This window comes from Streptomyces sp. KR55, assembly GCF_052245645.1.
GTDB classification, from domain to species: domain Bacteria; phylum Actinomycetota; class Actinomycetes; order Streptomycetales; family Streptomycetaceae; genus Streptomyces; species Streptomyces flavusporus.
The window spans coordinates 14785-37631 of the sequence record NZ_JBQQCE010000030.1; the positions used below are offsets into that span (position 1 = coordinate 14785).

The 22847-nt window shown below is 71.8% G+C and carries 25 protein-coding genes and 1 pseudogene; 20 read left to right on the plus strand and 6 right to left on the minus strand.

Features of this window, described 5'->3' with window-relative positions:
- The first annotated feature begins 69 nt into the window (after positions 1-69).
- The 6 genes from ACTWQJ_RS06940 to ACTWQJ_RS06965 all read left to right on the plus strand — a co-directional run bounded on the left by ACTWQJ_RS06940 (position 70) and on the right by ACTWQJ_RS06965 (position 7617).
- Positions 70-903 carry a M55 family metallopeptidase gene (locus ACTWQJ_RS06940; protein WP_443305735.1) on the plus strand — a complete coding sequence of 278 codons (834 nt, stop codon included), beginning with the start codon at positions 70-72 and terminating at the stop codon, positions 901-903.
- Positions 896-2200, plus strand: a complete 1305-nt coding sequence (locus ACTWQJ_RS06945) for a M20/M25/M40 family metallo-hydrolase (RefSeq protein ID WP_443305736.1) — start codon at positions 896-898, stop codon at positions 2198-2200. Before ACTWQJ_RS06940 ends, ACTWQJ_RS06945 begins: the two co-directional genes overlap by 8 nt.
- Before the next feature lie 3 nt (positions 2201-2203).
- Positions 2204-4168, plus strand: coding sequence for a prolyl oligopeptidase family serine peptidase (locus ACTWQJ_RS06950; protein WP_443305737.1), 1965 nt, complete (start codon positions 2204-2206; stop codon positions 4166-4168).
- Positions 4165-5088 (plus strand): S66 peptidase family protein, encoded by a 924-nt coding sequence (locus ACTWQJ_RS06955; RefSeq protein ID WP_443305738.1) that lies wholly within the window; start codon positions 4165-4167, stop codon positions 5086-5088. The genes ACTWQJ_RS06950 and ACTWQJ_RS06955 overlap by 4 nt, the downstream gene beginning before the upstream one ends.
- A gap of 164 nt (positions 5089-5252) precedes the next feature.
- On the plus strand, positions 5253-7031 hold the full coding sequence (locus ACTWQJ_RS06960) for a CocE/NonD family hydrolase (protein WP_443305739.1): 1779 nt from the start codon (positions 5253-5255) through the stop codon (positions 7029-7031).
- A gap of 34 nt (positions 7032-7065) precedes the next feature.
- Positions 7066-7617 carry a GNAT family N-acetyltransferase gene (locus ACTWQJ_RS06965; protein ID WP_443305740.1) on the plus strand — a complete coding sequence of 184 codons (552 nt, stop codon included), beginning with the start codon at positions 7066-7068 and terminating at the stop codon, positions 7615-7617.
- Here ACTWQJ_RS06965 and ACTWQJ_RS06970 read toward each other — a convergent pair.
- Positions 7589-7936, minus strand: a complete 348-nt coding sequence (locus ACTWQJ_RS06970) for a DUF6204 family protein (RefSeq protein ID WP_443305741.1) — start codon at positions 7934-7936, stop codon at positions 7589-7591. The two genes, ACTWQJ_RS06965 and ACTWQJ_RS06970, sit on opposite strands and share 29 nt — an antisense overlap.
- 66 nt (positions 7937-8002) lie before the next feature.
- Between ACTWQJ_RS06970 and ACTWQJ_RS06975 the strand changes: the two genes are divergently transcribed.
- From ACTWQJ_RS06975 to ACTWQJ_RS06985, 3 genes are all read left to right on the plus strand, one after another.
- A complete protein-coding gene (locus ACTWQJ_RS06975) occupies positions 8003-8902 on the plus strand; it encodes an arginase family protein (RefSeq protein WP_443305742.1) in 900 nt (299 codons plus the stop codon).
- Positions 8903-8966: 64 nt separating this feature from the next.
- A complete protein-coding gene (locus tag ACTWQJ_RS06980; protein WP_443305743.1) occupies positions 8967-9470 on the plus strand; it encodes a phage holin family protein in 504 nt (167 codons plus the stop codon).
- A 54-nt stretch (positions 9471-9524) separates the two neighbouring features.
- Positions 9525-10514 (plus strand): SDR family oxidoreductase, encoded by a 990-nt coding sequence (locus ACTWQJ_RS06985; RefSeq protein WP_443305744.1) that lies wholly within the window; start codon positions 9525-9527, stop codon positions 10512-10514.
- On the opposite strand, the gene ACTWQJ_RS06990 is transcribed toward ACTWQJ_RS06985, so the two are convergent.
- Positions 10511-11602: an enolase C-terminal domain-like protein gene (locus ACTWQJ_RS06990; protein WP_443305745.1), complete on the minus strand. Its 1092-nt coding sequence runs from the start codon at positions 11600-11602 to the stop codon at positions 10511-10513. The genes ACTWQJ_RS06985 and ACTWQJ_RS06990 overlap by 4 nt on opposite strands.
- Before the next feature lie 15 nt (positions 11603-11617).
- The gene (locus ACTWQJ_RS06995; protein WP_443305759.1) at positions 11618-12577 is read right to left on the minus strand and encodes an LLM class F420-dependent oxidoreductase; all 960 of its coding nucleotides are present in this window, start codon (positions 12575-12577) and stop codon (positions 11618-11620) included.
- Positions 12578-12777: 200 nt separating this feature from the next.
- Between ACTWQJ_RS06995 and ACTWQJ_RS07000 the strand changes: the two genes are divergently transcribed.
- The 11 genes and pseudogenes from ACTWQJ_RS07000 (at position 12778) to ACTWQJ_RS07050 (ending at position 20824) form a co-directional block, all read left to right on the plus strand.
- The gene (locus ACTWQJ_RS07000) at positions 12778-14427 is read left to right on the plus strand and encodes an NAD(P)/FAD-dependent oxidoreductase (RefSeq protein ID WP_443305746.1); all 1650 of its coding nucleotides are present in this window, start codon (positions 12778-12780) and stop codon (positions 14425-14427) included.
- Positions 14424-16271 carry a transketolase gene (locus ACTWQJ_RS07005; RefSeq protein ID WP_443305747.1) on the plus strand — a complete coding sequence of 616 codons (1848 nt, stop codon included), beginning with the start codon at positions 14424-14426 and terminating at the stop codon, positions 16269-16271. The genes ACTWQJ_RS07000 and ACTWQJ_RS07005 overlap by 4 nt, the downstream gene beginning before the upstream one ends.
- Positions 16268-17194, plus strand: coding sequence for a non-homologous end-joining DNA ligase (ligD, locus tag ACTWQJ_RS07010; RefSeq protein ID WP_443305748.1), 927 nt, complete (start codon positions 16268-16270; stop codon positions 17192-17194). The genes ACTWQJ_RS07005 and ligD overlap by 4 nt, the downstream gene beginning before the upstream one ends.
- Positions 17195-17246: 52 nt before the next feature.
- Positions 17247-17600: a gas vesicle protein GvpO gene (locus ACTWQJ_RS07015; RefSeq protein WP_443305749.1), complete on the plus strand. Its 354-nt coding sequence runs from the start codon at positions 17247-17249 to the stop codon at positions 17598-17600.
- 58 nt (positions 17601-17658) lie between these two features.
- The gene (locus ACTWQJ_RS07020; protein ID WP_443305750.1) at positions 17659-18093 is read left to right on the plus strand and encodes a gas vesicle structural protein GvpA; all 435 of its coding nucleotides are present in this window, start codon (positions 17659-17661) and stop codon (positions 18091-18093) included.
- Positions 18090-18863: a GvpL/GvpF family gas vesicle protein gene (locus ACTWQJ_RS07025; protein WP_443305751.1), complete on the plus strand. Its 774-nt coding sequence runs from the start codon at positions 18090-18092 to the stop codon at positions 18861-18863. The genes ACTWQJ_RS07020 and ACTWQJ_RS07025 overlap by 4 nt, the downstream gene beginning before the upstream one ends.
- 3 nt (positions 18864-18866) lie before the next feature.
- Positions 18867-19106 (plus strand): annotated as a pseudogene (locus tag ACTWQJ_RS07030) (gas vesicle protein GvpG); the annotation flags it as partial.
- Positions 19107-19258: 152 nt separating this feature from the next.
- Entirely contained in the window at positions 19259-19585 is a 327-nt protein-coding gene (locus tag ACTWQJ_RS07035; RefSeq protein ID WP_443305752.1) for a gas vesicle protein, read from the plus strand.
- Positions 19582-20358 (plus strand): GvpL/GvpF family gas vesicle protein, encoded by a 777-nt coding sequence (locus ACTWQJ_RS07040; RefSeq protein ID WP_443305753.1) that lies wholly within the window; start codon positions 19582-19584, stop codon positions 20356-20358. The genes ACTWQJ_RS07035 and ACTWQJ_RS07040 overlap by 4 nt, the downstream gene beginning before the upstream one ends.
- On the plus strand, positions 20355-20543 hold the full coding sequence (locus ACTWQJ_RS07045; protein WP_443305754.1) for a gas vesicle protein: 189 nt from the start codon (positions 20355-20357) through the stop codon (positions 20541-20543). The genes ACTWQJ_RS07040 and ACTWQJ_RS07045 overlap by 4 nt, the downstream gene beginning before the upstream one ends.
- A complete protein-coding gene (locus ACTWQJ_RS07050; RefSeq protein ID WP_443305755.1) occupies positions 20540-20824 on the plus strand; it encodes a gas vesicle protein K in 285 nt (94 codons plus the stop codon). The genes ACTWQJ_RS07045 and ACTWQJ_RS07050 overlap by 4 nt, the downstream gene beginning before the upstream one ends.
- A gap of 14 nt (positions 20825-20838) precedes the next feature.
- On the opposite strand, the gene ACTWQJ_RS07055 is transcribed toward ACTWQJ_RS07050, so the two are convergent.
- From ACTWQJ_RS07055 to ACTWQJ_RS07065, 3 genes are all read right to left on the minus strand, one after another.
- Positions 20839-21009: a hydrophobic protein gene (locus ACTWQJ_RS07055; RefSeq protein ID WP_443305756.1), complete on the minus strand. Its 171-nt coding sequence runs from the start codon at positions 21007-21009 to the stop codon at positions 20839-20841.
- 42 nt (positions 21010-21051) lie between these two features.
- On the minus strand, positions 21052-21873 hold the full coding sequence (locus ACTWQJ_RS07060; protein ID WP_443305757.1) for a class I SAM-dependent methyltransferase: 822 nt from the start codon (positions 21871-21873) through the stop codon (positions 21052-21054).
- Between the two features lie 101 nt (positions 21874-21974).
- Positions 21975-22847: diacylglycerol/lipid kinase family protein (locus ACTWQJ_RS07065; protein ID WP_443305758.1), on the minus strand; the 873-nt coding region annotated here is incomplete at its 5' end.

Genomic DNA, 22847 nt, shown 5'->3' on the forward strand with positions numbered 1-22847 from the left:
CGCCGACCACTTTTCGCCGGTGGGCCCCCTCCTGGCCGTGCGCTGATTCTCCGCGTAACGTGACGCACCATGAAGATCCTCATCAGCGCCGACATGGAGGGCGCCACCGGTGTCACCTGGCCGGCCGACGTGTTGCCGGGGACACCGCAGTGGGAGCGGTGCCGTTCGATGTTCACGTCGGACGTCAACGCCGCGGTGCTCGGCTTCTACGACGGAGGTGCCGACGCGGTCGTCGTCAACGAGGCGCACTGGACCATGCGGAACCTGCTGCTGGAGTGCCTGGACGAACGGGTCGAAATGCTCACCGGACGGCACAAGTCGCTGTCCATGGTCGAGGGCGTGCAGCACGGCGACGTGGACGGCATCGCGTTCGTCGGCTACCACGCCGGCGCCGGAGCGGAGGGCGTGCTCGCACACACCTACCTCGCCAACTCGATCACCGGGGTGTGGCTGAACGACGTCCGCGCGAGCGAGGGGCTGCTGAACGCGCATGTCGTCGCCGAGTACGGGGTACCGGTGATCCTCGTGACGGGGGACGACGTGGCCTGCGAGGACGCGCTCGGGTATGCGCCCGAGGCGCTGAAGGTCGCCGTCAAGGACCATGTGTCGCGGTATGCGGCGGTGTGCCGTACGCCGGCCAGGACCGCCTCCGACATCCGGGCCGCGGCGAAGGAGGCGGCCGCTCTGGCGGTGCGTCATGAGCCGGTCAGGGGCGGCCCGTACACCGTGGCGGTCGAGTTCGACGCCGAACATCTGGCCATGGCCGCGACCGCCGTGCCGGGCGTGGACCGGATCGGGGAACGGAAAGTGGCGTACACCAGCGAGACCATGTACGAGGGAATCCGTACCTTCAAGGCGGTCACCACTGTCGTCTCGGCCGCCGTGGAGGAGCAGTATGGCTGACCAGCGGGCCCTGGACGAGGTCGTCGAGTTCACCTCCGACCTGATCCGTATCGACACCACCAACCGGGGCGGCGGCGACTGCCGGGAACGGCCGGCCGCCGAGTACGCGGCGGCGCGGCTCGCGGAGACGGGACTGGAACCCGTCCTGCTGGAGCGCACCGAGGGGCGGACCAACGTCGTCGCCCGCATCGAGGGCACCGACCCCTCGGCGGACGCGCTGCTCGTCCACGGGCACCTGGACGTCGTACCCGCCGAAGCCGCCGACTGGAGCGTGCACCCGTTCTCCGGGGAGATCCGGGACGGGGTCGTCTGGGGGCGGGGCGCGGTCGACATGAAGAACATGGACGCGATGATCCTCGCCGTCGTCCGGGCCTGGGCCCGGCAGGGCGTACGGCCCCGGCGGGACATCGTGATCGCGTTCACCGCGGACGAGGAGGCCAGCGCCGAGGACGGTTCCGAGTTCCTCGCCACACGGCACGCCGGGCTGTTCGAGGGGTGCACGGAGGGCATCAGCGAGTCCGGGGCGTTCACCTTCCACGACGGCAGCGGCCGGGAGATCTATCCGATCGCCGCCGGTGAGCGCGGCACGGGCTGGCTGAAGCTCACCGCGCGCGGGCGCGCCGGACACGGCTCCAAGGTGAACCGCGAGAACGCGGTGACCCGGCTGGCCGCCGCGATCGCCCGGATCGGCGCGCACGAGTGGCCGCTCAGGCTGACCCCGACCGTGCGGGCGGCCCTCACCGAACTGGCCGCGCTGTACGGCATCGACACGGACCTCTCCGATGTCGACGCGCTCCTGGACAAGCTCGGCCCGGCCGGAAAGCTCGTCGAGCACACCGTCCGCAGCAGCGCCAACCCGACCATGCTGACCGCCGGCTACAAGATCAACGTCATTCCGGGCGAGGCCGTGGCGTATGTCGACGGACGCTTTCTGCCGGGCGGCGAGGACGAGTTCCGCACCACCCTCGACCTGCTGACCGGGCCGGACGTGGACTGGGCGTACGAGCACCGCACGGTGGCCCTGCAGGCGCCCGTGGACTCGACGACGTACGCGAAGATGCGGGCCGCCGTCGAGGAGTTCGCGCCCGAGGGGCATGTGGTGCCGTACTGCATGTCGGGAGGCACCGACGCCAAGCAGTTCTCGCAGCTCGGCATCACCGGCTACGGCTTCGCGCCGCTGAAGCTCCCGGAGGGCTTCGACTACCAGGCCCTCTTCCACGGGGTCGACGAGCGCGTCCCGGTCGAGGCGCTGCACTTCGGCGTCCGCGTCCTCGACCGGTTCCTGCGGAGCGCCTAGAGCATGGGGGAGAACATGCAGACCATGGCGTACGGTTCCTGGCCCTCGCCGATCGACGCGGCGCTCGCCGCCGCGCACGACGGCCATCCCGAGTACGTGGGCTTCGTCGGTGACGAGGCCTGGTGGACCGAGCCGCGGCCCGCCGAGGGGGGCCGGCGCACGCTGGTGCGCAGGCATGCCGACGGCGTGGAGGAGTCCGTGCTGCCCGCTCCGTGGAACGTGCGCAGCCGGGTCATCGAGTACGGCGGACAGCCCTGGGCCGGAGACCTCGTCGACGGCCGGCCGCTGGTGGTGTTCGTGCACTTCCCCGACCAGCGGCTGTACCGCTACGAGCCGGGGAGCGAGCCCCGCCCGTTGACGCCCGTGTCCCCGGTGGGCGGCGGGCTGCGCTGGGCCGATCCGCGGCTGCGGCCGGAGCGCGGTGAGGTGTGGTGCGTGCTGGAGGAGTTCACCGGTGACGGACCCACCGACGTGCGGCGCGTGCTGGCCGCGGTGCCGCTGGACGGCTCCGCCGCCGAGGACCGGGACGCCGTGCGGGAACTCACCGACGACCGGCACCGTTTCGTCACCGGTCCCCGCCTCTCGCCCGACGGACGGCACGCGGCCTGGCTGGCCTGGGACCATCCGCGCATGCCGTGGGACGGCACGGAGCTGGTGCTCGCCGAGGTCGGATCCGACGGGACGCTCCTCGCGCCCCGGACGGTCGCCGGCGGCCCTCAGGAGTCGATCGCCCAGGTCGACTTCGCGGCCGACGGCTCCCTGCTGTACAGCAGCGACCGCACCGGCTGGTGGAACCTCTACCGCGACGGTGAACCGCTGTGCCCGCGCGAGGAGGAGTTCGGCGGGCCACTGTGGAAGCTCGGGCACCGCTGGTTCGCCCCGCTGGACAGCGGGCTCATCGCCGTCGTGCACGGGCGCGGCACGACCGCCCTCGGGATACTGGACCCCGAGACCGGCGAGGTCGTCGACGCGGCCGGCCCCTGGACCGAGTTCGCGCCCACCCTCGCGGTGCACGGCGAGCGGATCGTCGGCGTCGGGGCCAGTCCGCGCAGCGCCTACGAGGTGGTGGAGCTGGACGCCCGGACCGGCCGGGCCCGGGTGATCGGCGCCGAGCACGACGACGCGGTGGACCCGGCGTACTACCCCGAACCGCAGATCCGCACCTTCACCGGCCCCGCCGGACGCGAGATCCACGCACACGTCTACCCGCCGCACAACCCCGGCTGCATCGCGCCCGGCGCCGAGCTGCCGCCGTACGTGGTCTGGGCGCACGGCGGCCCCACCGGGCGTGCACCGCTCGTCCTCGACCTGGCCATCGCCTACTTCACCTCCCGCGGCATCGGCGTCGCCGAGGTCAACTACGGCGGGTCCACCGGGTACGGCCGCGCCTACCGGGACCGGCTGCGCGAGCAGTGGGGTGTCGTCGACGTGGAGGACTGCGCGGCTGTGGCGCTCGCGCTGGCCGACGAGGGCACCGCCGACCGTGACCGGCTCGCGGTGCGCGGCGGCAGCGCGGGCGGCTGGACCGCGGCGGCGTCCCTCGCCACGACCGACGTCTACGCCTGCGGCACGATCATCTACCCGATCCTCGACCTCACCGGCTGGGGCACGGGGGAGACCCACGACTTCGAGTCGCAGTACCTGGAGAGCCTGGTCGGGCCGCTCGCCGAGGTGCCCGGACGGTACATGGAACGCTCGCCCGCCGAGCACGCCGACCGCATCACCGCACCCTTCCTGCTGCTCCAGGGGCTGGACGACGTGATCTGCCCGCCCGCGCAGAGCGAGCGGTTCCTGGCCCGCATGGAGGGCGGACGGGTGCCGCACGCGTACATCGCCTTCGAGGGGGAGGGACACGGGTTCCGGCGGGCCGACACGATGATCCGCGCCCTGGAGGCCGAACTGTCCCTGTACGCCCAGGTGTTCGGGCTGAACCCGCGCGGCGTTCCCACGTTGGAGCTGGCCAAGTGAAGGAACTCCTGCGTCCGGCCCGGCTCGCCCCCGGCGCCCGTGTGGCCGTCGTCGCACCCAGCGGACCCGTGCCGGAGCAGCGGCTGCAGGCCGGACTCGACGTGCTCCGCGGCTGGGACCTCGACCCGGTGACGGCGACCCATGTGCTGGACCGGCACGGGACGTTCGACTACCTGGCGGGCACGGACGCCGACCGGGCCGCCGACTTCCAGGCGGCCTGGTGCGATCCGTCCGTGGACGCCGTGCTGTGCGCCCGCGGCGGGTACGGGGTGCAGCGCATGGTCGACCTGCTGGACTGGGAGGCCCTGCGGGCGGCCGGGCCGAAGCTGCTCGTCGGCTTCAGTGACATCACGGCGCTGCACGAGGCGTTCGCCGTGCGGCTGGGCCTGGTCACGCTGCACGGGCCGATGGCGGCGGGCGTCGACTTCATCAAGAACGCGCGGGCACAGGAGCACCTCAAGGCCACGCTGTTCGCGCCGGAGACGGTCCGCACGATCGCCTCCGACGGTACGGCACTGGTTCCCGGCCGGGCGCGGGGTGTCGTCCTGGGCGGATGCCTCTGTCTGCTCGCCGCGGAACTGGGCACCTCGCACGCCCGTGACTCCGCGCGCGGTGGGCTGCTCTGTCTGGAGGACGTGGGGGAGGAGACGTACCGTCTGGACCGTTACCTCACCCAACTGCTCCGGGCCGGCTGGCTCGACGGGGTGCGTGGGGTGCTGCTCGGGTCGTGGGAGCGCTGCGATGCCCACGACCGGGTGCGCGCCCTGCTCGTCGACCGGCTCGGCGGGCTCGGGGTTCCCGTGGTCGAGGAGTTCGGATTCGGGCACTGCGACGGGGCGTTGACGATTCCGTTCGGGGTTGCGGCCGAGCTGGACGCGGACACGGGCACCTTGACGCTGGACGAGCCCGCTCTGCGCTGAGCAGCGGAACTGAAATTCCGTCAGGAAACTCCGACCACGGTGATTGACCCGTCCTGACACGTGTCACAACATGATTACCGGCCTGCACCTACTGGTCGGTATTCGTGTTGTCCGGTCGTCCTCGTTCTCCGGGTTCTCCGGTTGTCCTCAGTGTGGAGGTCTACGTGTCCCGACCTGTGTCCAGGTCCCGTGCCGTTCTCGCCGCCGCCCTCGGCGCCGCGCTCACCGCACCCCTCGCACTCACCGCTCCCGCCACCGCGACCGGCCAGTACACCGTCAGCGCCCTGAAGTTCACCGTCAAGGCGGGCGGTCGCACCTGCACGATCGACGCCGACCTCTACCGGCCCGCGGGCGTGAACAGTGCCCGCCCCGCCCCCGCCGTGCTGGCCACCAACGGCTTCGGCGGCAGCAAGAACGACGGCTCCACGGACGCCATCGGCAAGGCCTTCGCCCAGCGCGGCTACGTCGGGCTCGTCTACTCCGGGCTCGGCTTCGGCAGATCGGGCTGCCTCATCTCGCTCGACGACCCGGCCATCGACGGCCGGGCCGCCGCGCAGCTGCTGGACTTCCTGGCCGGCAAACGGGCCGCCGACGACGGCACCAGCGTCGACTACGTCACCCTCGACCGTCCGGGCGACCCGCGCGTCGGCATGATCGGCGGTTCCTACGGCGGGGCGATCCAGCTGGCCACGGCCTCCGTCGACCACCGCGTCGACGCCCTCGTGCCCATGATCACCTGGAACGACCTCGTGTACTCGCTCGACCCGAACAACGCCGTCGGCGCCCGCGGCGTGCCCGGCGCCTTCAAATGGCAGTGGACCAACGGCTTCTACCTCATCGGCGAGGGCCAGCCGCTGCTCCAGCCGAGCCTCGACCCGTCCCGCATCAACTCCCGCACCTGTCTGCACTTCGTCAGCAGGGCCTGCGACACCATCCGCACCCTCAACTCCGGCCGCTATCCGGCCGACCGGACCGCCGGACTGCTCGACTACGCCCGCAGCGTCTCCCCGGTGTCCTACCTGCACCGGGTCGAGGCGCCCACCCTGCTGGTCCAGGGACAGGCCGACACCCTGTTCAACCTCAACGAGGCGACCGCCACGTACAAGACGCTCAAGGCGCACGGCACGCCGGTGAAGATGATCTGGCAGTCCTGGGGGCACAGCGGCGGCCTGACCGACCCGGCGAGCGGAGAACTCAACCTCGGCCAGGGCAACCTGGAGAGCAGCTACGTCGGCAAGCGGATCCTCTCCTGGTTCGACCGCCACCTCCGCAAGAAGAACGTCGACACCGGACCGGACTTCGCCTATTACCGGGACTGGATCAGCGACTCCGGCAGCAGGTACGCCACGGCCGACCGACTCCCCGCGACCGGCAGGAAGCTGTACCTCTCCGGCGACGGCAAACTCGTCGACAACCGCAGGAAGGTGGTGCGCGGCAGCCGCTCGTACACCAACTTGCTGAACCCCACGAGCCATTCGGAGAACTCCATGGCCGGGCCCCTCGGAGTGCCGGACCCGGGGCCGTACGACACCAAGGGCACCTACCTGGGCTGGACCAGCCAGCCGCTCGGGCAGGACGTCGACGTCGTGGGCGCGCCCCGGGCCACGCTGAGGGTTCTCTCGCCGAAGGCGGAACGCACGCAGCACTCGGGCGACGCCGCCGACAAGCTCGTCCTCTTCGCCAAGCTGTACGACGTCGCACCCGACGGCACGCAGACGCTGGTCCACCGGCTGGTCGCACCGGTCCGCGTGCCGGACGTGACCAAGCCGTTCACCGTGACCCTGCCGGGCATCGTCCACCGGTACGAGAAGGGCCACCGGCTGCGGTTCGTGATCGCGGCGAGTGACGACGCGTACCTCGGCAACCGGGGGATCAAGCCCGTGGCCGTGGTCAGCGCGCCGGGGGACACGGGGGTGCTGGAGTTGCCCGTGGTGCCTGAGTGAGCCCGCTTGGAGGGAACCGTCGTAGGGTGGCGGCGTGCCACACTCCGCGTCCCGCTACCTCGCCGAAGGTCCCCGCGTGGGCATACGCCACTTCACCCACGAGGACGGCGCCGAGTTCACCGCGCGTGTCCGGGAGAGCAAGGCGCTGCACCATCCGTGGCTCTTCCCGCCGGACACCGCCGAGGCGTACGCCCGCTACGCCGGCCGGCTGATCGAGGACCCGACGAAGGCGGGGTTCCTGGTCTGTGACCGGGTCACGCACACCCTGGCCGGCTACATCAACATCAACAACATCGTCGGCGGCGCCTTCCGGAGCGGGGCGCTGGGATACGGCGCCTTCGCGCACGCCGCCGGGCGTGGGCTGATGCGCGAGGGGCTGAACCTGGTCGTGGACCATGCGTTCGGGCCCATGCGACTGCACCGGCTGGAGATCAACGTGCAGCCCGGCAACGCCGCGTCGATCGCCCTCGCCCGCTCCTGCGGATTCCGCCTGGAGGGTTTCTCGCCGCACATGCTCTACATCGACGGCGCCTGGCGGGATCACGAACGCTGGGCGCTCACCGCCGAGATGCGGGCTTGTGGTTGATCTTCATCGTGTCGAGATCGGTGACCGTCGACCGCAGATCCCGGAAGCCGTAGCCGAGGCCGCGGAGCGTCGTCCCGGCACGGTCCTCCGCGATCGCCGCGGCCATCTCCTCGCCGTCCTCGGCGTCGGACACGACCACGTACCGCATCGAGAAGTGCTTCAGCGGCGACGCCTCGTACGAGAGCGACCCCTCCTCGGTGAACCGCATGCTCAGCATCCCGTGGTCGGCCGCCTCGGCCGGCAGCCGGGCCCGCGCCTCGTCGGTCAGCGCGTCCCAGGTGCCCCGGACGATGACCCGGTAGGTGTGCTGCTCGCTCATGTGCCGGTCCGCTCCTCGTGCTTTTGCCGTTGAAGGCTCGACTCTACGTCGGGGAGGATGCGGCGCATGCGGAATATCGTCGTGATCGACGCCCCCTCCAACCTGGGCCTGCGCCCGCCCGCCCCCGGCACCGTCCCCGGCTGCTACAAGCTCGCCGGGGCCCTGCGTGAGCAGCGAATACTGCAGCGGCTGAACGCCCTGGAGGGCGGTGTCGTCGTGCCGCCGCGCTACGACCGCGGGGACTGGCAGGAGGGCGACGGCGTCTTCAACGCGGACGCCATCGCCTCGTACACCGGCAGACTGGCCGACCGGATCGAGCACCATGTACGCGCCGGGGACTTCCCGCTCGTGCTCGGCGGCGACTGCTCCATCCAGCTCGGCGCCTCACTCGCGCTGCGCCGCATCGGGCGGTACGGGCTGGCGGCGGTGGACGCCTCGCACGACTTCCGCCACCCGGGCAACTCCGACCACGTCGGCGCGGCGGGCGGCGAGGAGCTCGCGCTGGCCACCGGGCGCGGGCAGGAGGACCTGACGAACCTGGAGGGGCTGAAGCCGTATCTGCGGGACGCGGACGTGCGGCTCTTCGGCATCCGCGACTACTTCGAAGAGGACACGGCAGAACTCGCCGGCCTGAAGATCCCGGTCGTCACGGTCGGCGACATCCGGGAGTGGGGCGCCGACGCCCTGGCCCGCGCCACCGCCGAGGCCTTCGCGATTCCGCAGCTCCAGGGGTTCTGGGTGCATCTGGACGCCGACGTCCTCGACCCGTCCGTCATGCCCGCCGTCGACAGCCCCGACCCGGACGGACTGTTCCCCGACGAACTCGTCGCCCTGCTGCGGCCCTGGCTCGCCTCCCCGCACTGCGTCGGCCTCAACGTCACCATCTACGACCCCGACCTGGACCCGGAGGGCACGGCGGGCGCGCTGCTCGCCGACGTCGTGGTGGACGCCTTTGCGCAAGCCTGACCGGCGGTTCCTCCGGCCAGTGTCCGTGGCGTTACGCGGGCAGGGCCGCGGGTACCCGGCGGGCATGGACCGCATGGATCATCTGGAGCATCTGGACAAGCATCTGGTCGACGAACTGGCGCAGGTCGCGCGCGAGACGATCCGTGACGAACTGCGGCAGCAGACCCGTAAGCAGCGCCGCACCGCCATGCTGTACGGCGCTTCCGGAGCCGTCGCCCTCTACGCGGGAGCGGCCCTCGCTCTCGCCGTGGGCCTGGCCCTCGCCATCGCCCTGCCGGACTGGGCCGCTGCGCTGGTCACCGCGGCGATCCTCGGGGTCATCGCCTACGTGCTGCGCGGGGCGGCACGGCCCACACACCGACACATGACCGAACCGGCCGCCGGCCATCCGGAGCGTGTCCCCGGCAGCGCCGCGCCGTATCCGCCGATGCCGCCCGTCGCGCCCGGCGAGGCTCCCTCGGCGACCGGGGCGCCGACGGCGGACACCCCGCAGCCGGGCGCGCCCGCACTGGGCCCGGTGCCGCGGCCGGACCTGATCGACCCCGAGAACCCGCACCACCGGGCGTGACGACCGGTGCGCACGCCTTCGACGAGGCCGCTGACCAGGCGTCGTAGGACCGTCGTGGTGACCGGGGCAAGCGGCGGCGTCGGCCGGGCCAGCGCCCGCGCCTTCGCCGCCCGGGGCGACCGGGTCGCCCTGCTGGCCCGGGGCCGCGAGGGCCTCGCCGCGGCGGCGGACGACGTGCAGCGCGCCGGGGGTGAGGCGCTGGTCGTCACGGTCGACATGGCCGACGCCAAGGCCGTCGACGACGCCGCCCAGCAGGTCGTGGACGCGTTCGGAAGGATCGACGTCTGGGTCAACAACGCCTTCGCCGGAGTCTTCGCGCCGTTCACGGAGATCACCCCGGACGAGTTCCGGCGGGTGACCGAAGTGACGTACCTGGGCTGTGTGTTCGGCACGCGGGCCGCGCTGCGCCACATGCTGCCGCGGGACCGGGGCACGATCGTGCAGGTCGGTTCCGCGCTCGCCTACCGGGGGATTCCGCTGCAGTCCGCCTACTGCGGCGCCAAGCACGCGATCCAGGGGTTCAACGAGTCACTGCGGTGCGAGCTGTTGCACGAGGGGAGCGGGGTGCGGACGACGATGGTGCAGCTGCCCGCCGTCAACACGCCGCAGTTCGACTGGGTGCTGAGCCGGGTGCCGGGGCGGGCCCGGCCGGTGGCGCCGGTGTATCAGCCGGAGGTCGCGGCGCGGGCGATCGTGCACGCGGCGCGGCACGGGCGGCGCCGGGAGTACTGGGTGGGCGGCTCCACGGTGGCCACACTGCTCGCCAACGCCGTGGCTCCCGGGCTGCTGGAACGCTACCTCGCCCGGACCGCGTTCGACGCCCAGCGGGACGCGGGCGAGCATCCCGGGCAGGGGAACCTGTGGGTGCCGGCCGACGGTCCGCACGGGCGGGACTTCGGCGCGCACGGACGGTTCGACGAGGAGTCCCTGCCGGCCGGCCCACAGGAATGGGTTTCCCGGAACCGTGGACATGTGGGGAAGGCACTCACCGTCGGCGCCGGGGTGCTGGCGGCACGCAGGCTGACGCGGCTTGCCCGCCGTTAGGCGACCCGGTATTCCTCCACGTCGTCCGTCCGCAGCGTCAGACCGTGGCCCGTGCCCGCGGTGGGGCGGACGGTGCCGCCCGTGGGGTCCAAGGCGCCGGTGAAGAACATCGACTCGATCCGGACGTGGTCGTGGAACCACTCGATGTGCCGCAGGTTGGGGATCGCGGCCGCCACGGCGGCGTGGGCGTGCGGGGCGCAGTGGGCGGAGACCTCCAGGCCGTGCGCCTGGGCCAGGGCCGCCGCGCGCAGGAACTCGGTGATGCCGCCGCAGTGGGTGGCGTCGATCTGCAGGCAGTCGACCGCGCCCGCCGTGATCATGCGGGCGAAGTAGGGCAGGTCGTAGCCGTACTCGCCCGCCGCGATGTCGCAGACCAGGGCGTCACGGACCAGCCGCAGCCCCGTCAGGTCGTCGGAGGGCACCGGTTCCTCGAACCAGCCGACGCCGTGCTCGGCCAGCGCGTGACCGACACGCACCGCCTGTTTGCGGGTGTAGGCGCCGTTGGCGTCGACGTACAACTCGGCCTGATCGCCGATGACATGGCGGGCCGTGTGCACCCTGGCCACATCGCGGGCCACCGCCCGGCCCCGGCTCTCGCCGATCTTCATCTTCACGCGCGGGATGTGCTGACCGTGCACCCAGCCGTTCAACTGCGCGGCCAGATGGGTGTCGTGGTACGTCGTGAAGCCGCCGCTGCCGTAGACGGGAACCCGCTCCCGGACCGTGCCCAGCAGCCGGGCCAGCGGGAGTTCCAGGAGCCGGGCCTTCAGGTCCCACAGGGCGATGTCCAGGGCCGAGATCGCGCAGGACGCGATGCCCGGGCGGCCCGCGTTGCGCACGGAGCGGACCATGGCGTGATGGGCGGCCGGGATGTCCAGGGCGGTGCGGCCCTCGACGAGCGGGGCGAGGTGGTCGCGCAGGAAGTCGCCGACCGCCAGCGGGCCGTACGTCCAGCCCGTGCCGGTCGCCTCGCCCGCCGTCACCTCGGTGAGCACCACGGTCGTGGTGTCCCAGTCCAGCGTGCCGTCCGCCTCGGGGGCGTCCGTGGGCACCGTGTACACCGACACGGCGGGGCGATGCAGCTTCATCGGGCCCTCACGAGATCAGTGGCTCTGCTGGAGCTGGGGCAGCACCTTCGTACGGTAGAAGTCGAAGAACGCGCGCTGTTCGGGGCCGATCTGGTTGACGTAGATCCGGTCGAAGCCGGCCTCGGCGAACGCGTTCAGCGTGGCGACGTGCTCGTCGACGTCGTCGCCGCAGACCGTGTTGTCACGCACCATGTCCTCGGTGATCAGCGGCTCCAGCTGCTCGAAGTGGCGCGGTGAGGGCAGGATCTGGCCCATCTCGCCGGGCAGCAGCTGGTTCGACCACAGCCGGCGTACCGTGCGGACGGCCTCGTCGCGGTCGGTGCCGTAGCAGACCTTCGTCCCGCCGCTCACCAGCTTCGCGCCCCCGCCGCCCTTGCGGAACTGCTCCACCATCGATGCCTCGGGCGTCATCGTGATGTAGCCGTCGCCGACACGTGCCGCCAAGGCCGTCGCCTTGGGGCCGAAGCCGGAGATGTCGATCGGGACGGGCTCGTCGGGGACGGTGTACAGGCGGGCGTTCTCGACCTTGTAGTGCGTGCCGAAGTGGCTGATCTCCTCGCCGGAGAACAGCTTGCGCATGATGAGGATCGCCTCCTCCAGCATGTCCATACGGACGCTCGCGGGCGGCCAGGTGTGGCCGACGACGTGCTCGTTCAGTGCCTCGCCCGTGCCGACGCCGAGGCGGAAGCCGTTCGTCATCACCGCGCTGGTCGCGGCGGCCTGTGCCACCACCGCCGGATGGATCCGGACCGTCGGGCAGGTGACCGCGGTCTCGATCGGCAGGGACACCGCCTGGGAGATCGCGCCGATCACCGACCACACGAAGGGGCTCTGGCCCTGGGCGTCGTTCCAGGGGTGGTAATGGTCCGAGATCCACAGCGTCTCGAATCCGGCCTGCTCCGCCATCCTCGCCTGTTCGACGAGATCCGCGGGGCCGAACTCCTCGCAGGAGAGGAAGTAGCCGTACCGGGGCATGGAGGACACCTCCGCGAGGGAGCGGGTCGGGCGGGTCACCGGCCGGGTATCCGCCCGCCCCGGCACGAAACGCCGGTGCAGTGGGGCCCGAACGAGGGCCCGGCGCGTTTGGGTGCCCCGGCCAGGGGGACGCGGAAAACCTCGTACGAGCCACACCCCCTCTGCCTCGAGGGCGTGGGGGACCCCCACCGGAGGCGAACGTGAGTCGACCCCGCATCGTGATCGTCGGCGCCGGTTTCGCCGGCTACCGGACCGCCCGCGAGCTGTCGCGGCTGGCCCGGGACAAGGCCGACATCACCCTGCTCAACCCGACCGACTACTTTCTGTATCTGCCCCTGCTGCCCCAGGTGGCCGCCGGGATCCTGGAGCCGCGCCGGGTCACCGTCTACCTCTCCGGCACCCTGCCCCGGGTGCGGCCGGTGCTCGGCGAGGCCGACGGCATCGACCTCGACGCGCGCACCGTGCACTACTCCGACCCCGAGGGCGGTGGCGGCACCCTCCAGTACGACCGGCTGGTGCTCGCCGCCGGCAGCGTCAACAAACTGCTGCCCATCCCCGGCGTCGCCGAGCACGCGCACGGCTTCCGCGGACTGCCCGAGGCGCTCTATCTGCGCGATCACGTGACCCGGCAGGTGGAGCTGGCGGCCGCCGCCGACGACCCCAAGAGCTGTGCCGCGCGGTGCACCTTCGTCGTGGTCGGCGCCGGTTACACCGGTACCGAGGTCGCCGCGCACGGGCAGATGTTCACCGACGCGCAGGTCCGCAAGCATCCCCTGCGGGAGGGCATGCGGCCACGCTGGATGCTGCTGGACATCGCACCGCGCGTCCTGCCCGAGCTGGACGAACGGCTCTCCCGCACCGCCAACCGCGTGCTGCGGCAGCGGGGTGTCGACGTGCGGATGGGGACCTCCGTGAAGGAGGCCATGCACGGGGGAGTCCTGCTGACCGACGGCGAGTTCGTCGACACCCGCACGCTGGTGTGGTGCGTGGGCGTACGGCCCGATCCGCTCGTCGACTCCCTCGACCTGCCCATGGAACGCGGGCGGCTGCTCGTCGACCCCAACCTCCAGGTGCCGGGCCGGCCGGAGGTGTTCGCGTGCGGGGACGCGGCCGCCGTGCCCGACCTCGACCGACCGGGGCAGTACACGCCGATGACCGCGCAGCACGCCTGGCGGCACGGCAAGGTCTGCGCGCACAACATCGCCGCATCCTTCGGGGCGGGGGAGCCGCGGGCCTACCGCCACCGGGACCTGGGGTTCGTCGTGGACCTGGGCGGCGCACAGGCGGCGGCCAACCCGTTCGGCGTGCCGCTGTCCGGGCCCGTCGCGGGCGCGGTCACCCGCGGTTACCATCTCGCCGCGATGCCCGGCAACCGGGTGCGGGTCGCCGCCGACTGGCTCCTGGACGCGGTACTGCCGCGCCAGGCGGTCCAGTTGGGGCTCGTACGGTCCTGGTCGGTACCGCTGGACACGGCTTCCCCGGAGCTGGCCCGGGTGCCGGGCCGGGGGGAGACGGGGGCGGGGGCTGGCGCCGCCGGCGTGGGGGAGGGGGACGGTGGTACGGGGGCTGCGGAGAGGCAACCGGGCCCGGAGCCTGCGGAGAGCCGGCCCGGCTCTGAGTCCGCGAAGAGTCAGCCGGGCTCGGAACCGGCGAAGAGCCAGCTGGGCCAGGAACCCGCAAGGAACCAGCCGGGTGGGGAGCCGGCGAAGAACCAGCCGGGTGGGGAGCCGGCGAAGAACCAGCCCGGCGAAGAGCCGGCGAAGAAGCAACCACCCCCCGCCCCCGGCGAGGGCCACCCCTCACCCGGCCCCGTCAAGCGCACCGACATCCCCGCCGAAGGAGACCGATGAACACCCCCGAACTCGTCGAGCTGGCGCAGCAGCTGCGCGTGGACAGTGTGCGGTGCTCCGCTGCCGCAGGCTCGGGGCACCCCACGTCCTCGATGTCCGCCGCCGATCTGATGGCCGTCCTCCTGGCCAACCACCTGCGCTACGACTTCGACCGCCCAGACCACCCGGGCAACGACCGTTTCATCCTCTCCAAGGGACACGCCTCGCCCCTGCTGTACTCCGCCTACAAGGCGGTCGGCGTGGTCGACGACGTCGAACTGCTCACCTTCCGCAAGCTGGGCAGCCGCCTCGAAGGGCACCCCACGCCGCAGCGGCTGCCGTGGGTGGAGACGGCCACCGGATCGCTCGGGCAGGGACTGCCGGTCGGCGTCGGCATCGCCCTGGCCGGCAAGCGGCTCGACCGCACCGGTTACCGCGTGTGGGTGCTGTGCGGTGACAGCGAGCTCGCCGAGGGCGCCGTGTGGGAGGCTGCCGAGCACGCCTCGTACGAGCATCTCGACAACCTCACCGCGATCGTCGACGTCAACCGGCTCGGCCAGCGCGGCCCCACCCGGCACGGCCACGACCTCGACGCCTACGCCCGCCGTCTGGAGGCCTTCGGCTGGCACACCGTCGAGGTCGACGGGCACGACGTCGACGCGATCGACCGTGCGTACGGGGAGGCGATCTCGACCAAGGGGCAGCCCACCGCCGTCCTCGCCCGCACTCTGAAGGGCAGGGGCGTCGGCGCCGTCCAGGACCGCGAGGGTCTGCACGGAAAGCCGCTGCCCGACCCCGACGAGGCCATCGCCGAACTCGGCGGCCCCCGCGACCTGCGCGTCCACGTGCACGAACCGCACAGCGCCCGCCTGCTGCACGCCGTGCGCGACGGGCAGGTCGAGCTGCCCCGCTTCGACAAGGGCGAGGAGGTCGCGACCAGGGACGCCTACGGCAAGGCGCTCGCCGCCCTCGGCACCGGACGCGGCGAGATCGTCGCCCTCGACGGCGAGGTGAGCGACTCCACCCGCGCCGAGTACTTCGCCAAGGAACACCCCGAGCGTTTCTTCGAGTGCTACATCGCCGAGCAGCAGCTGGTCGCCGCCGCGGTGGGCCTGTCGACGCGCGGCTGGGTGCCGTACGCCTCGACGTTCGCCGCGTTCCTCACGCGCGCGTACGATTTCGTCCGCATGGCGTCGATCAGCGGCGCCGGTATCAACCTGGTCGGCTCGCACGCCGGGGTCGCGATCGGGCAGGACGGGCCCTCGCAGATGGGCCTGGAGGACCTGGCGATGTTCCGGGCCGTGCACGGCTCGACCGTCCTGTACCCGTGCGACGCCAACCAGACCGCCCGGCTCGTCGCCGCCATGGCGGATCTCGACGGCATCCGCTATCTGCGCACCTCGCGCGGCAAGAGTGCCGTGATCTACGGGCCCGACGAGGAGTTCCCGATCGGCGGCAGCAAGGTGCTGCGCTCCTCCGACCGGGACCGGCTGACCCTTGTCACGGCGGGCGTGACGGTGCCCGAGGCGCTGGCCGCCGCGGACGCCCTCGACCGGGCGGGCATCCAGGTCCGGGTGATCGACCTGTACTCGGTCAAGCCCGTCGACCGGCTCACCCTGCGGCAGGCCGCCGAGGACACCGGCTGTCTGCTGACCGTGGAGGACCACCACGAGGCGGGCGGCCTCGGGGACGCGGCCCTCGACCCCTTCCTGGACGGGCGACCCATGCCGCGTCTGGTGCGTCTCGCGGTGCGGACCATGCCGGGCTCGGCGGCCCCCGACGAGCAGCTGCATGCGGCGGGCATCGACGCCGAGTCCATCGTCGCCGCCGTCCAACTCCTCGTGGAACAGGCGGTCGTGCGGTGAGCGGTGACGACGTACGGGCCGTGCGGGCCGGCCGGCGCACGGTCGAGGTGCAGCGGCCGGACAAGGTGCTCTTCCCCAGTGGCGGGGACGCCAAGGAGTACACCAAGAGCGACCTCGTCGACTACTACCGGGCCGTCGCCCCGTTCATGCTGCCGCAGTTGCGCGGCCGGCCGTTGATGCTGGAGCGGCATCCGGACGGCCTGGACGGTCCGCAGTTCATGCAGAAGAACACGCCGGACACCTACCCGGACTGGATCACCCGCGTCGAGGTGCCCAAGGAGGGCGGCACCGTCTGTCACACCGTCTGCGACGACACCGCCACCCTCGTCTACCTCGCCGACCAGGCCTGTATCACCCTGCACCGCTGGCTGTCGCGCACCGGACGCCTGGAGAGCCCGGACCGGATGGTCTTCGATCTCGATCCCTCCGGCGACTCCTTCGCACCCGTCCGCGAGGCGGCCCGGCTGCTCGGCGAGCTGCTCGACGAACTGAAGCTGCCCTCCGCCCTGATGACCACCGGTTCGCGTGGCCTGCACGTGATCGTGCCGGTCGGCAGGCACCACGGCTTCGACGAGGTACGCGAGTTCGCCCGGGACGTCGCCGACACCCTCGCCGCCGCCCACCCCGACCGGCTCACCACCGCCGCCCGCAAGAAGGACCGCGGCGACCGTCTCTACCTCGACGTGCAGCGCAACGCCTACGCGCAGACCGCCGTCGTCCCCTTCACCGTCCGCGCCCGGCCCGGCGCCCCCGTGGCGGTCCCGGTCACCTGGGACCAGCTGGACGAGCCGGACTTCGGCCCACGCCGCTGGACCATCGCCGACGCCGCCGACCAGGCCCGCACCAACCCCTGGGCCGACACGCCGACCCGCGGACGCGCCCTGGGGCCGGCGCGGCGCAGGCTCGACGCACTGCGTGGCTGACATCCGGAGGTTTGGCCAAGGTCCGTGTGGCCACCCGGAGTTCGAGGTGGCCATGTCGAACGCACAGAACACATCGGACGCACAGCATTCACGTCACGACCCCGAACACGCCGAAGACCCCAGGGCGGACGACCGGGCGAGCCCCATGCAGGTGCTGCGTCATGCGCGCACCCAGCTGGCGGAGCTCACCGGCATGGCCGCCGAGACCGTGTCGTCCTTCGAACAGGCCGAGGACGGCTGGTCGCTGGAGGTCGAGGTCCTCGAACTCGCCCGCGTGCCCGACACGATGAGCCTGATGGCGAGCTACCGGGTCGACCTCGACCCGGACGGACAGCTCACCGGCTACCGGCGCGTTCGCCGCTACGAACGCGGGCGGGCCGACGCACACAGGCCCAGCGGCCGTTAGGCCGCCCGCCCGCGCCCCCCACATCTCTAGACAAAACAGACAAGGAGGACCGCTCGGCATGACCGTTGTCCCGGCACAGCAGACCGGCGGCGGAGGCGGCTCCAGCGGCCTGTACGACGTCCTGGAACTGGTCCTCGACCGAGGGCTCGTCATCGACGCCTTCGTACGTGTCTCCCTCGTCGGCATCGAGATCCTGAAGATCGACGTCCGGGTCGTCGTCGCCAGCGTCGATACCTATCTGCGCTTCGCCGAGGCGTGCAACCGGCTCGACCTGGAGGCCGGGCCGCGCAAGAGCCCCGGCCTGCCCGACGTCGTCGGCGAGATCACCGAGTCCGGCGCGCGCGGCAAGTCCAAGGGCGCACTGTCCGGCGCCGCGCAGACCGTCTCCGACGCCTTCAAGCGGGCACGTGACGAGGGCTCGCAGCCCGAGAGCGAGTCCCGGCCGCGCGCCCGCAAGGCCACCACGGCCCGCCGGAAGGAGGAGCCGGAGTGAGCACCTACGTCTACGGCATCACCGCACGCTCGCACTCCGCGCTCCCCGAGGGCATGGGCGGCGTCGGTGATCCCGCCCGACCTGTGCGCATCCTGACGGAGGGCGACCTGGCGGCGATCGTCAGCGACGCACCCGAGGGCCTGCGCCCCAAGCGCAGGGATCTGATGGCCCATCAGAATGTACTGGCCGAGGCCGGAGCGGCCGGCTGTGTGCTGCCCATGCGGTTCGGCAGCGTCGCCCCGGACGACGACACGGTCACCGGCGTCCTCGCCGAACGCGCCGCGCACTACTGGGAGCGGCTGCGGGCCCTGGACGGCAAGGCCGAGTACAACGTCAAGGCCTCGCACGTCGAGGAGGCGGTCCTGCACCGCGTGATGGCCGAGAATCCGGAGATCCGGGCCCTGGCGGAGGCCAACCGGCAGTCGGGCGGCGGCAGTTACGAACAGAAGGTGCGGCTCGGCGAGATGGTCGCCGCCGCGGTGCAGAGCCGGGAGGCCGAGGACGCCGCGGAGCTGCAGCACGCCCTGGAACCGGTCGCCGAGGCCGTGAGCGTGGGCCCCGACTCCGTCGGCCGGCCGGCCAACGTCTCGTTCCTGGTGGACCGCGGCGCCGCCGAGATGTTCCTGGCCGCGGTGGAGCAGGCCCGCAAGGACCATCCGCACCTCGATCTGCGGGTCAACGGACCGCTCCCGCCGTACAGCTTCGTCGAGCCGGGCCCCGCCGAGCCGGCGGGCAGCACGGCCGGCCGCGCGGATACGGCGGAGGAGTAGCCCATGGGCCTGATCGGAGAGGTACTGCTGCTGCCGTTCGCCCCGGTGCGCGGCAGCGCATGGGTGATCGGACAGGTGCTGCGCGAGGCGGAACGGCGGTACTACGACCCGGCCGCGGTACGGGCCGAGCTCGCCGTGCTGGAGCGGCGGCTCGAGTCGGGCGAGATCGACGAGGAGGAGTTCGACCGCCGTGAGGACGACCTCCTCGACCGCCTGGAGACCGGGCTGCGCGGTGGCCCGGGAGCTGCGGTCGTGGGAACGGACGACGAGGAATACGGCGGAGAAGGGGAACCCGAAGAAGAATACGAAGAGGTGGAACCCCGGGAAGAAGGGGAGCCCGAAGTGGAGAAGGAGACCGAGGACGAGTACCGGGACGAGTGCGCCGGGAGCCGTCGATGACCTCGCCCGGCCGGCTCCCGGAGTCCTACGGCCACGACGGTGGCGCCAACCTTGCCGACATCCTGGAACGCGTGCTCGACAAGGGCGTCGTCATCGCGGGCGACATCCGGATCAACCTGCTCGACATCGAGCTGCTCACCGTCAAGCTGCGGCTCATCGTCGCCTCCGTCGACAAGGCGAAGGAGATGGGCATCGACTGGTGGGAGGACGACCCGGCGCTGTCGTCCCGGGCCCACCGCTCCGGACTCGCCCGGGAGAACGCCGAGTTGCGTGAGCGGCTGGCGGAGCTGGAGACCGGCAGAACACAGGAGGAGGCCTCATGACCGGACTGCGGTACGTGTACGCCGTCTGCCGCCCCTTCGGCGCGGCCCTGCAGACCCAGCTGACCGGCGTGGCGGGCGCCCCGCCCAAGCTGCTGCACCACCGCGGTCTGGTCGCCGTGGTCAGTACGGTGCCGGAGCGGGACTTCGCGGAGGAGCCGCTCCGTGCCCATCTGGAGGACCTGGAGTGGCTCACGGCCACCGCCCGTGCCCACCACGGCGTGATCGACGCGCTGATGACGGTGACCACGCCCTTGCCGCTCCGGCTGGCCACGGTGTTCCGGGACGACAGCGGCGTACGCATGATGCTGGAGGCCCGCGAGGGCGACTTCCGGCGCACTCTCGACCGGCTGGAGGGGCGGGTGGAATGGGGTGTGAAGGTGTACGTCGAATCCGCACCCGGTGAAACTCCCGGGGGAACCGTGGAAAGCGAGCCGGCGGCCGGGAAAGCCGTGTCCGGGCGGGACTATCTGCGGCAGCGCAGTATGCGTGCCCGGGAGCAGGAGGACAGGTGGCGGAAAGCCGAGGAGTTCGCGACCCGGCTGCATGAAACGCTCGCCGCGCATGCCGACGATTCCCGGCTGCACGCGCCCCAGGATCCCGCGCTGTCCGGTACCTCCGGCCGCAATGTTCTGAATGCGGCCTATATGGTGTCGCGCGCCGAATCCGAGGAGTTCGTGGAAATCGTGGACCGGACGAAGGACGACGCGCCCGGAATGCGGGTGGAACTCACCGGCCCCTGGGCGGCCTATTCCTTCGCGGGGGAGAAGCCGTGACGGTGATCGAACGCCGTGAGGTCGCCCTCGTGGACCTGCTCGACCGGCTGCTGGCGGGCGGGGTCGTGATCACCGGCGACGTCACCCTGCGCATCGCGGACGTCGATCTCGTCCGTATCGACCTCAACGCGCTGATCAGCTCGGTGAACGCTCAGGTGCCGGCCCCCTGGGGTGAGGACCTGTGACAGCCCGCCGGGGCCGTCTCGAGCTCGAGCCCGACACCGTCGAGCGCGATCTGGTCAAGCTCGTCCTCACCGTCGTGGAACTGCTCCGCCGGCTGATGGAACGGCAGGCGCTGCGCCGGTTCGACACGGGTGATCTCAGCGAGGAGCAGGAGGAGCGGATCGGGCTCACCCTGATGCTGCTCGACGACCGGATGACCGAGCTGCGCGAGCGCTACGGACTGCGGCCCGAGGACCTGAATCTGGACCTCGGGCCGCTCGGACCGTTGCTGCCCCGGGACTGAGCTCCCGGGTCAGTTCACCACCTGTACCAGCGGCCCCTGCCTCCGGCTGCGGTCGTACCCCGCATCAGGAAGCCCAACAGCCACAGAACAAGGACCGCGATCGCAATCCACCAAAGCACCTCTACCGCGAATCCGGCGCCGAACAGAAGCAGCACCAAAAGCAGTACCAGCAGGATGGGAACCATAATGTGAACCTCCTGCTCTCCGAGTTTCCCGAAAGGGAATGTTCAGGCTTCCTTGCGGCACAGAATTTCTCCGTGCAGAACCGCGAACCAGCCGTCGTCCTGTTTCCCCCACTGGCGCCAGGCCTCCGATACGGCCCGCAACTGTTCCGGGCTCGCATGCCCGCCCTCCGTGGCCCGCCGTGCGTAGGCGGACGCGAGGGTGCGGTCCGCCCACAGGCCGCTCCACCACTCCCGCTCGTCCGGCGTCGAGAACGTCCAGGTGCCGGACGTGGCGGTGATGTCGGTGAGCCCGGCTTGCAGCGCCCAGGACTTCAGCCGGCGTCCCGCATCCGGCTCACCGCCGTTGGCGCGGGCCACCCTGCGGTACAGGTCCAGCCAGTCGTCCAGGCCGGGTGAGGCGGGATGCCAGGTCATCGCCGCATAGTCCGAGTCGCGGGCGGCGATGAACCCGCCCGGTCTCGTCACCCGCCGCATCTCGCGCAGTGCCTGCACGGGATCGCCGACGTGCTGGAGCACCTGGTGGGCGTGGACCACGCAGAAGGTGTCGTCCGGGAAGTCCAGGGCGTGCACGTCGGCGACCGCGAAGTCGACGTTGGTCAGGCCGCGTTCGGCCGCCGTGGCCCGCGCCCGGTCCAGGATGTCCGGTGCGAAGTCGACACCGGTGACATGGCCGTCGGGGACCAGTGCGGCCAGGTCGGCGGTGATGGTGCCGGGCCCGCAGCCGACGTCCAGGATCTTCATGTGGGGCTGCAGCGAGCCGAGGAGGTACGCGGCGGAGTTGGCGGCGGTCCGCCAGGTGTGCGAACGCAGCACGGACTCGTGGTGCCCGTGCGTGTAGACGGCGGTTTCCTGTGCTTTCGGCATGGCTGTACCCCTTCGCGTCACGCAGGTTCACGTCCTCCGCCACCGTACGCGCCCGGTCGAATGATGAGACAGCTTGTTCTGCAATATGGACTGATGGGTCGTCAGTTCCTGGGTACGGGCCGGTAGACGACCAGTGCCTCGGGCAGCTTCTCCAGCGTGACCTCGCCCTCCACCTCGGTGACCTCTCCGTCGTAGGCGAGCAGCGTGCCCGGTGCGACGCCGGACAGCCGCAACCGGCCCACCTGGACCGCCGCGTGCGCCGGGGAGCGGGTCAGCGGGCCGGCCAGGGCGGCGGCGAGCAGCCGCAGCGCCGGTCCGCGCCCGCCGTGCACGACCCGTACGTCGAGCTGCCCGTCCGCGAGCTCGAGCCGGCGGGCCGGTGCGAGGCCCATCCGGTGGTAGGTGCCGTTCCCGGCGAACAACAGCCACAACGGCCTTGGCCTGCCGCCGAGTTCGACCTCCAGCGGATGCCGGTCCGCACGCAGCACGCGCAGCGCCGCGAGCACCCCCGCCGGCCAGCTGCCGATCCGGTGCGACCAGCGGTCCCGTTCACGGACCAGCTCCGGATAGACGCCCAGGCTGCATGTGTTGACGAAGACGCCCTGCTTCTCGCCGCAGGTGAACCGGCCCACGTCCACCCGCACGGCGTCACCCCGCCGGACCGCGCGACTCAGCGTTCGGACGTCCTGCACGCCCAGGTCGCCGGCGAAGTGGTTCAGCGTGCCTCCGGGCAGCACCGCGAGCGGCAGGCCGCGGCGCAGGGCGATCTCCGCGGCCGCGTTCACCGTGCCGTCGCCGCCGCACACCCCGAGCACCCGGGCCCGGGCGGCCGCCTTCTCCAGCTCGTCCCGCATGTCCTCCGGCGCGCACTCGACGACCTCCGCCCGCGGCAGCGCATCCCGCAGCGCCGGCACCCGGTCCGCCCTGCCCGCGGCCGTGTTGGCCACGACGACCAGGCCCTCGCCCTCGGGCAG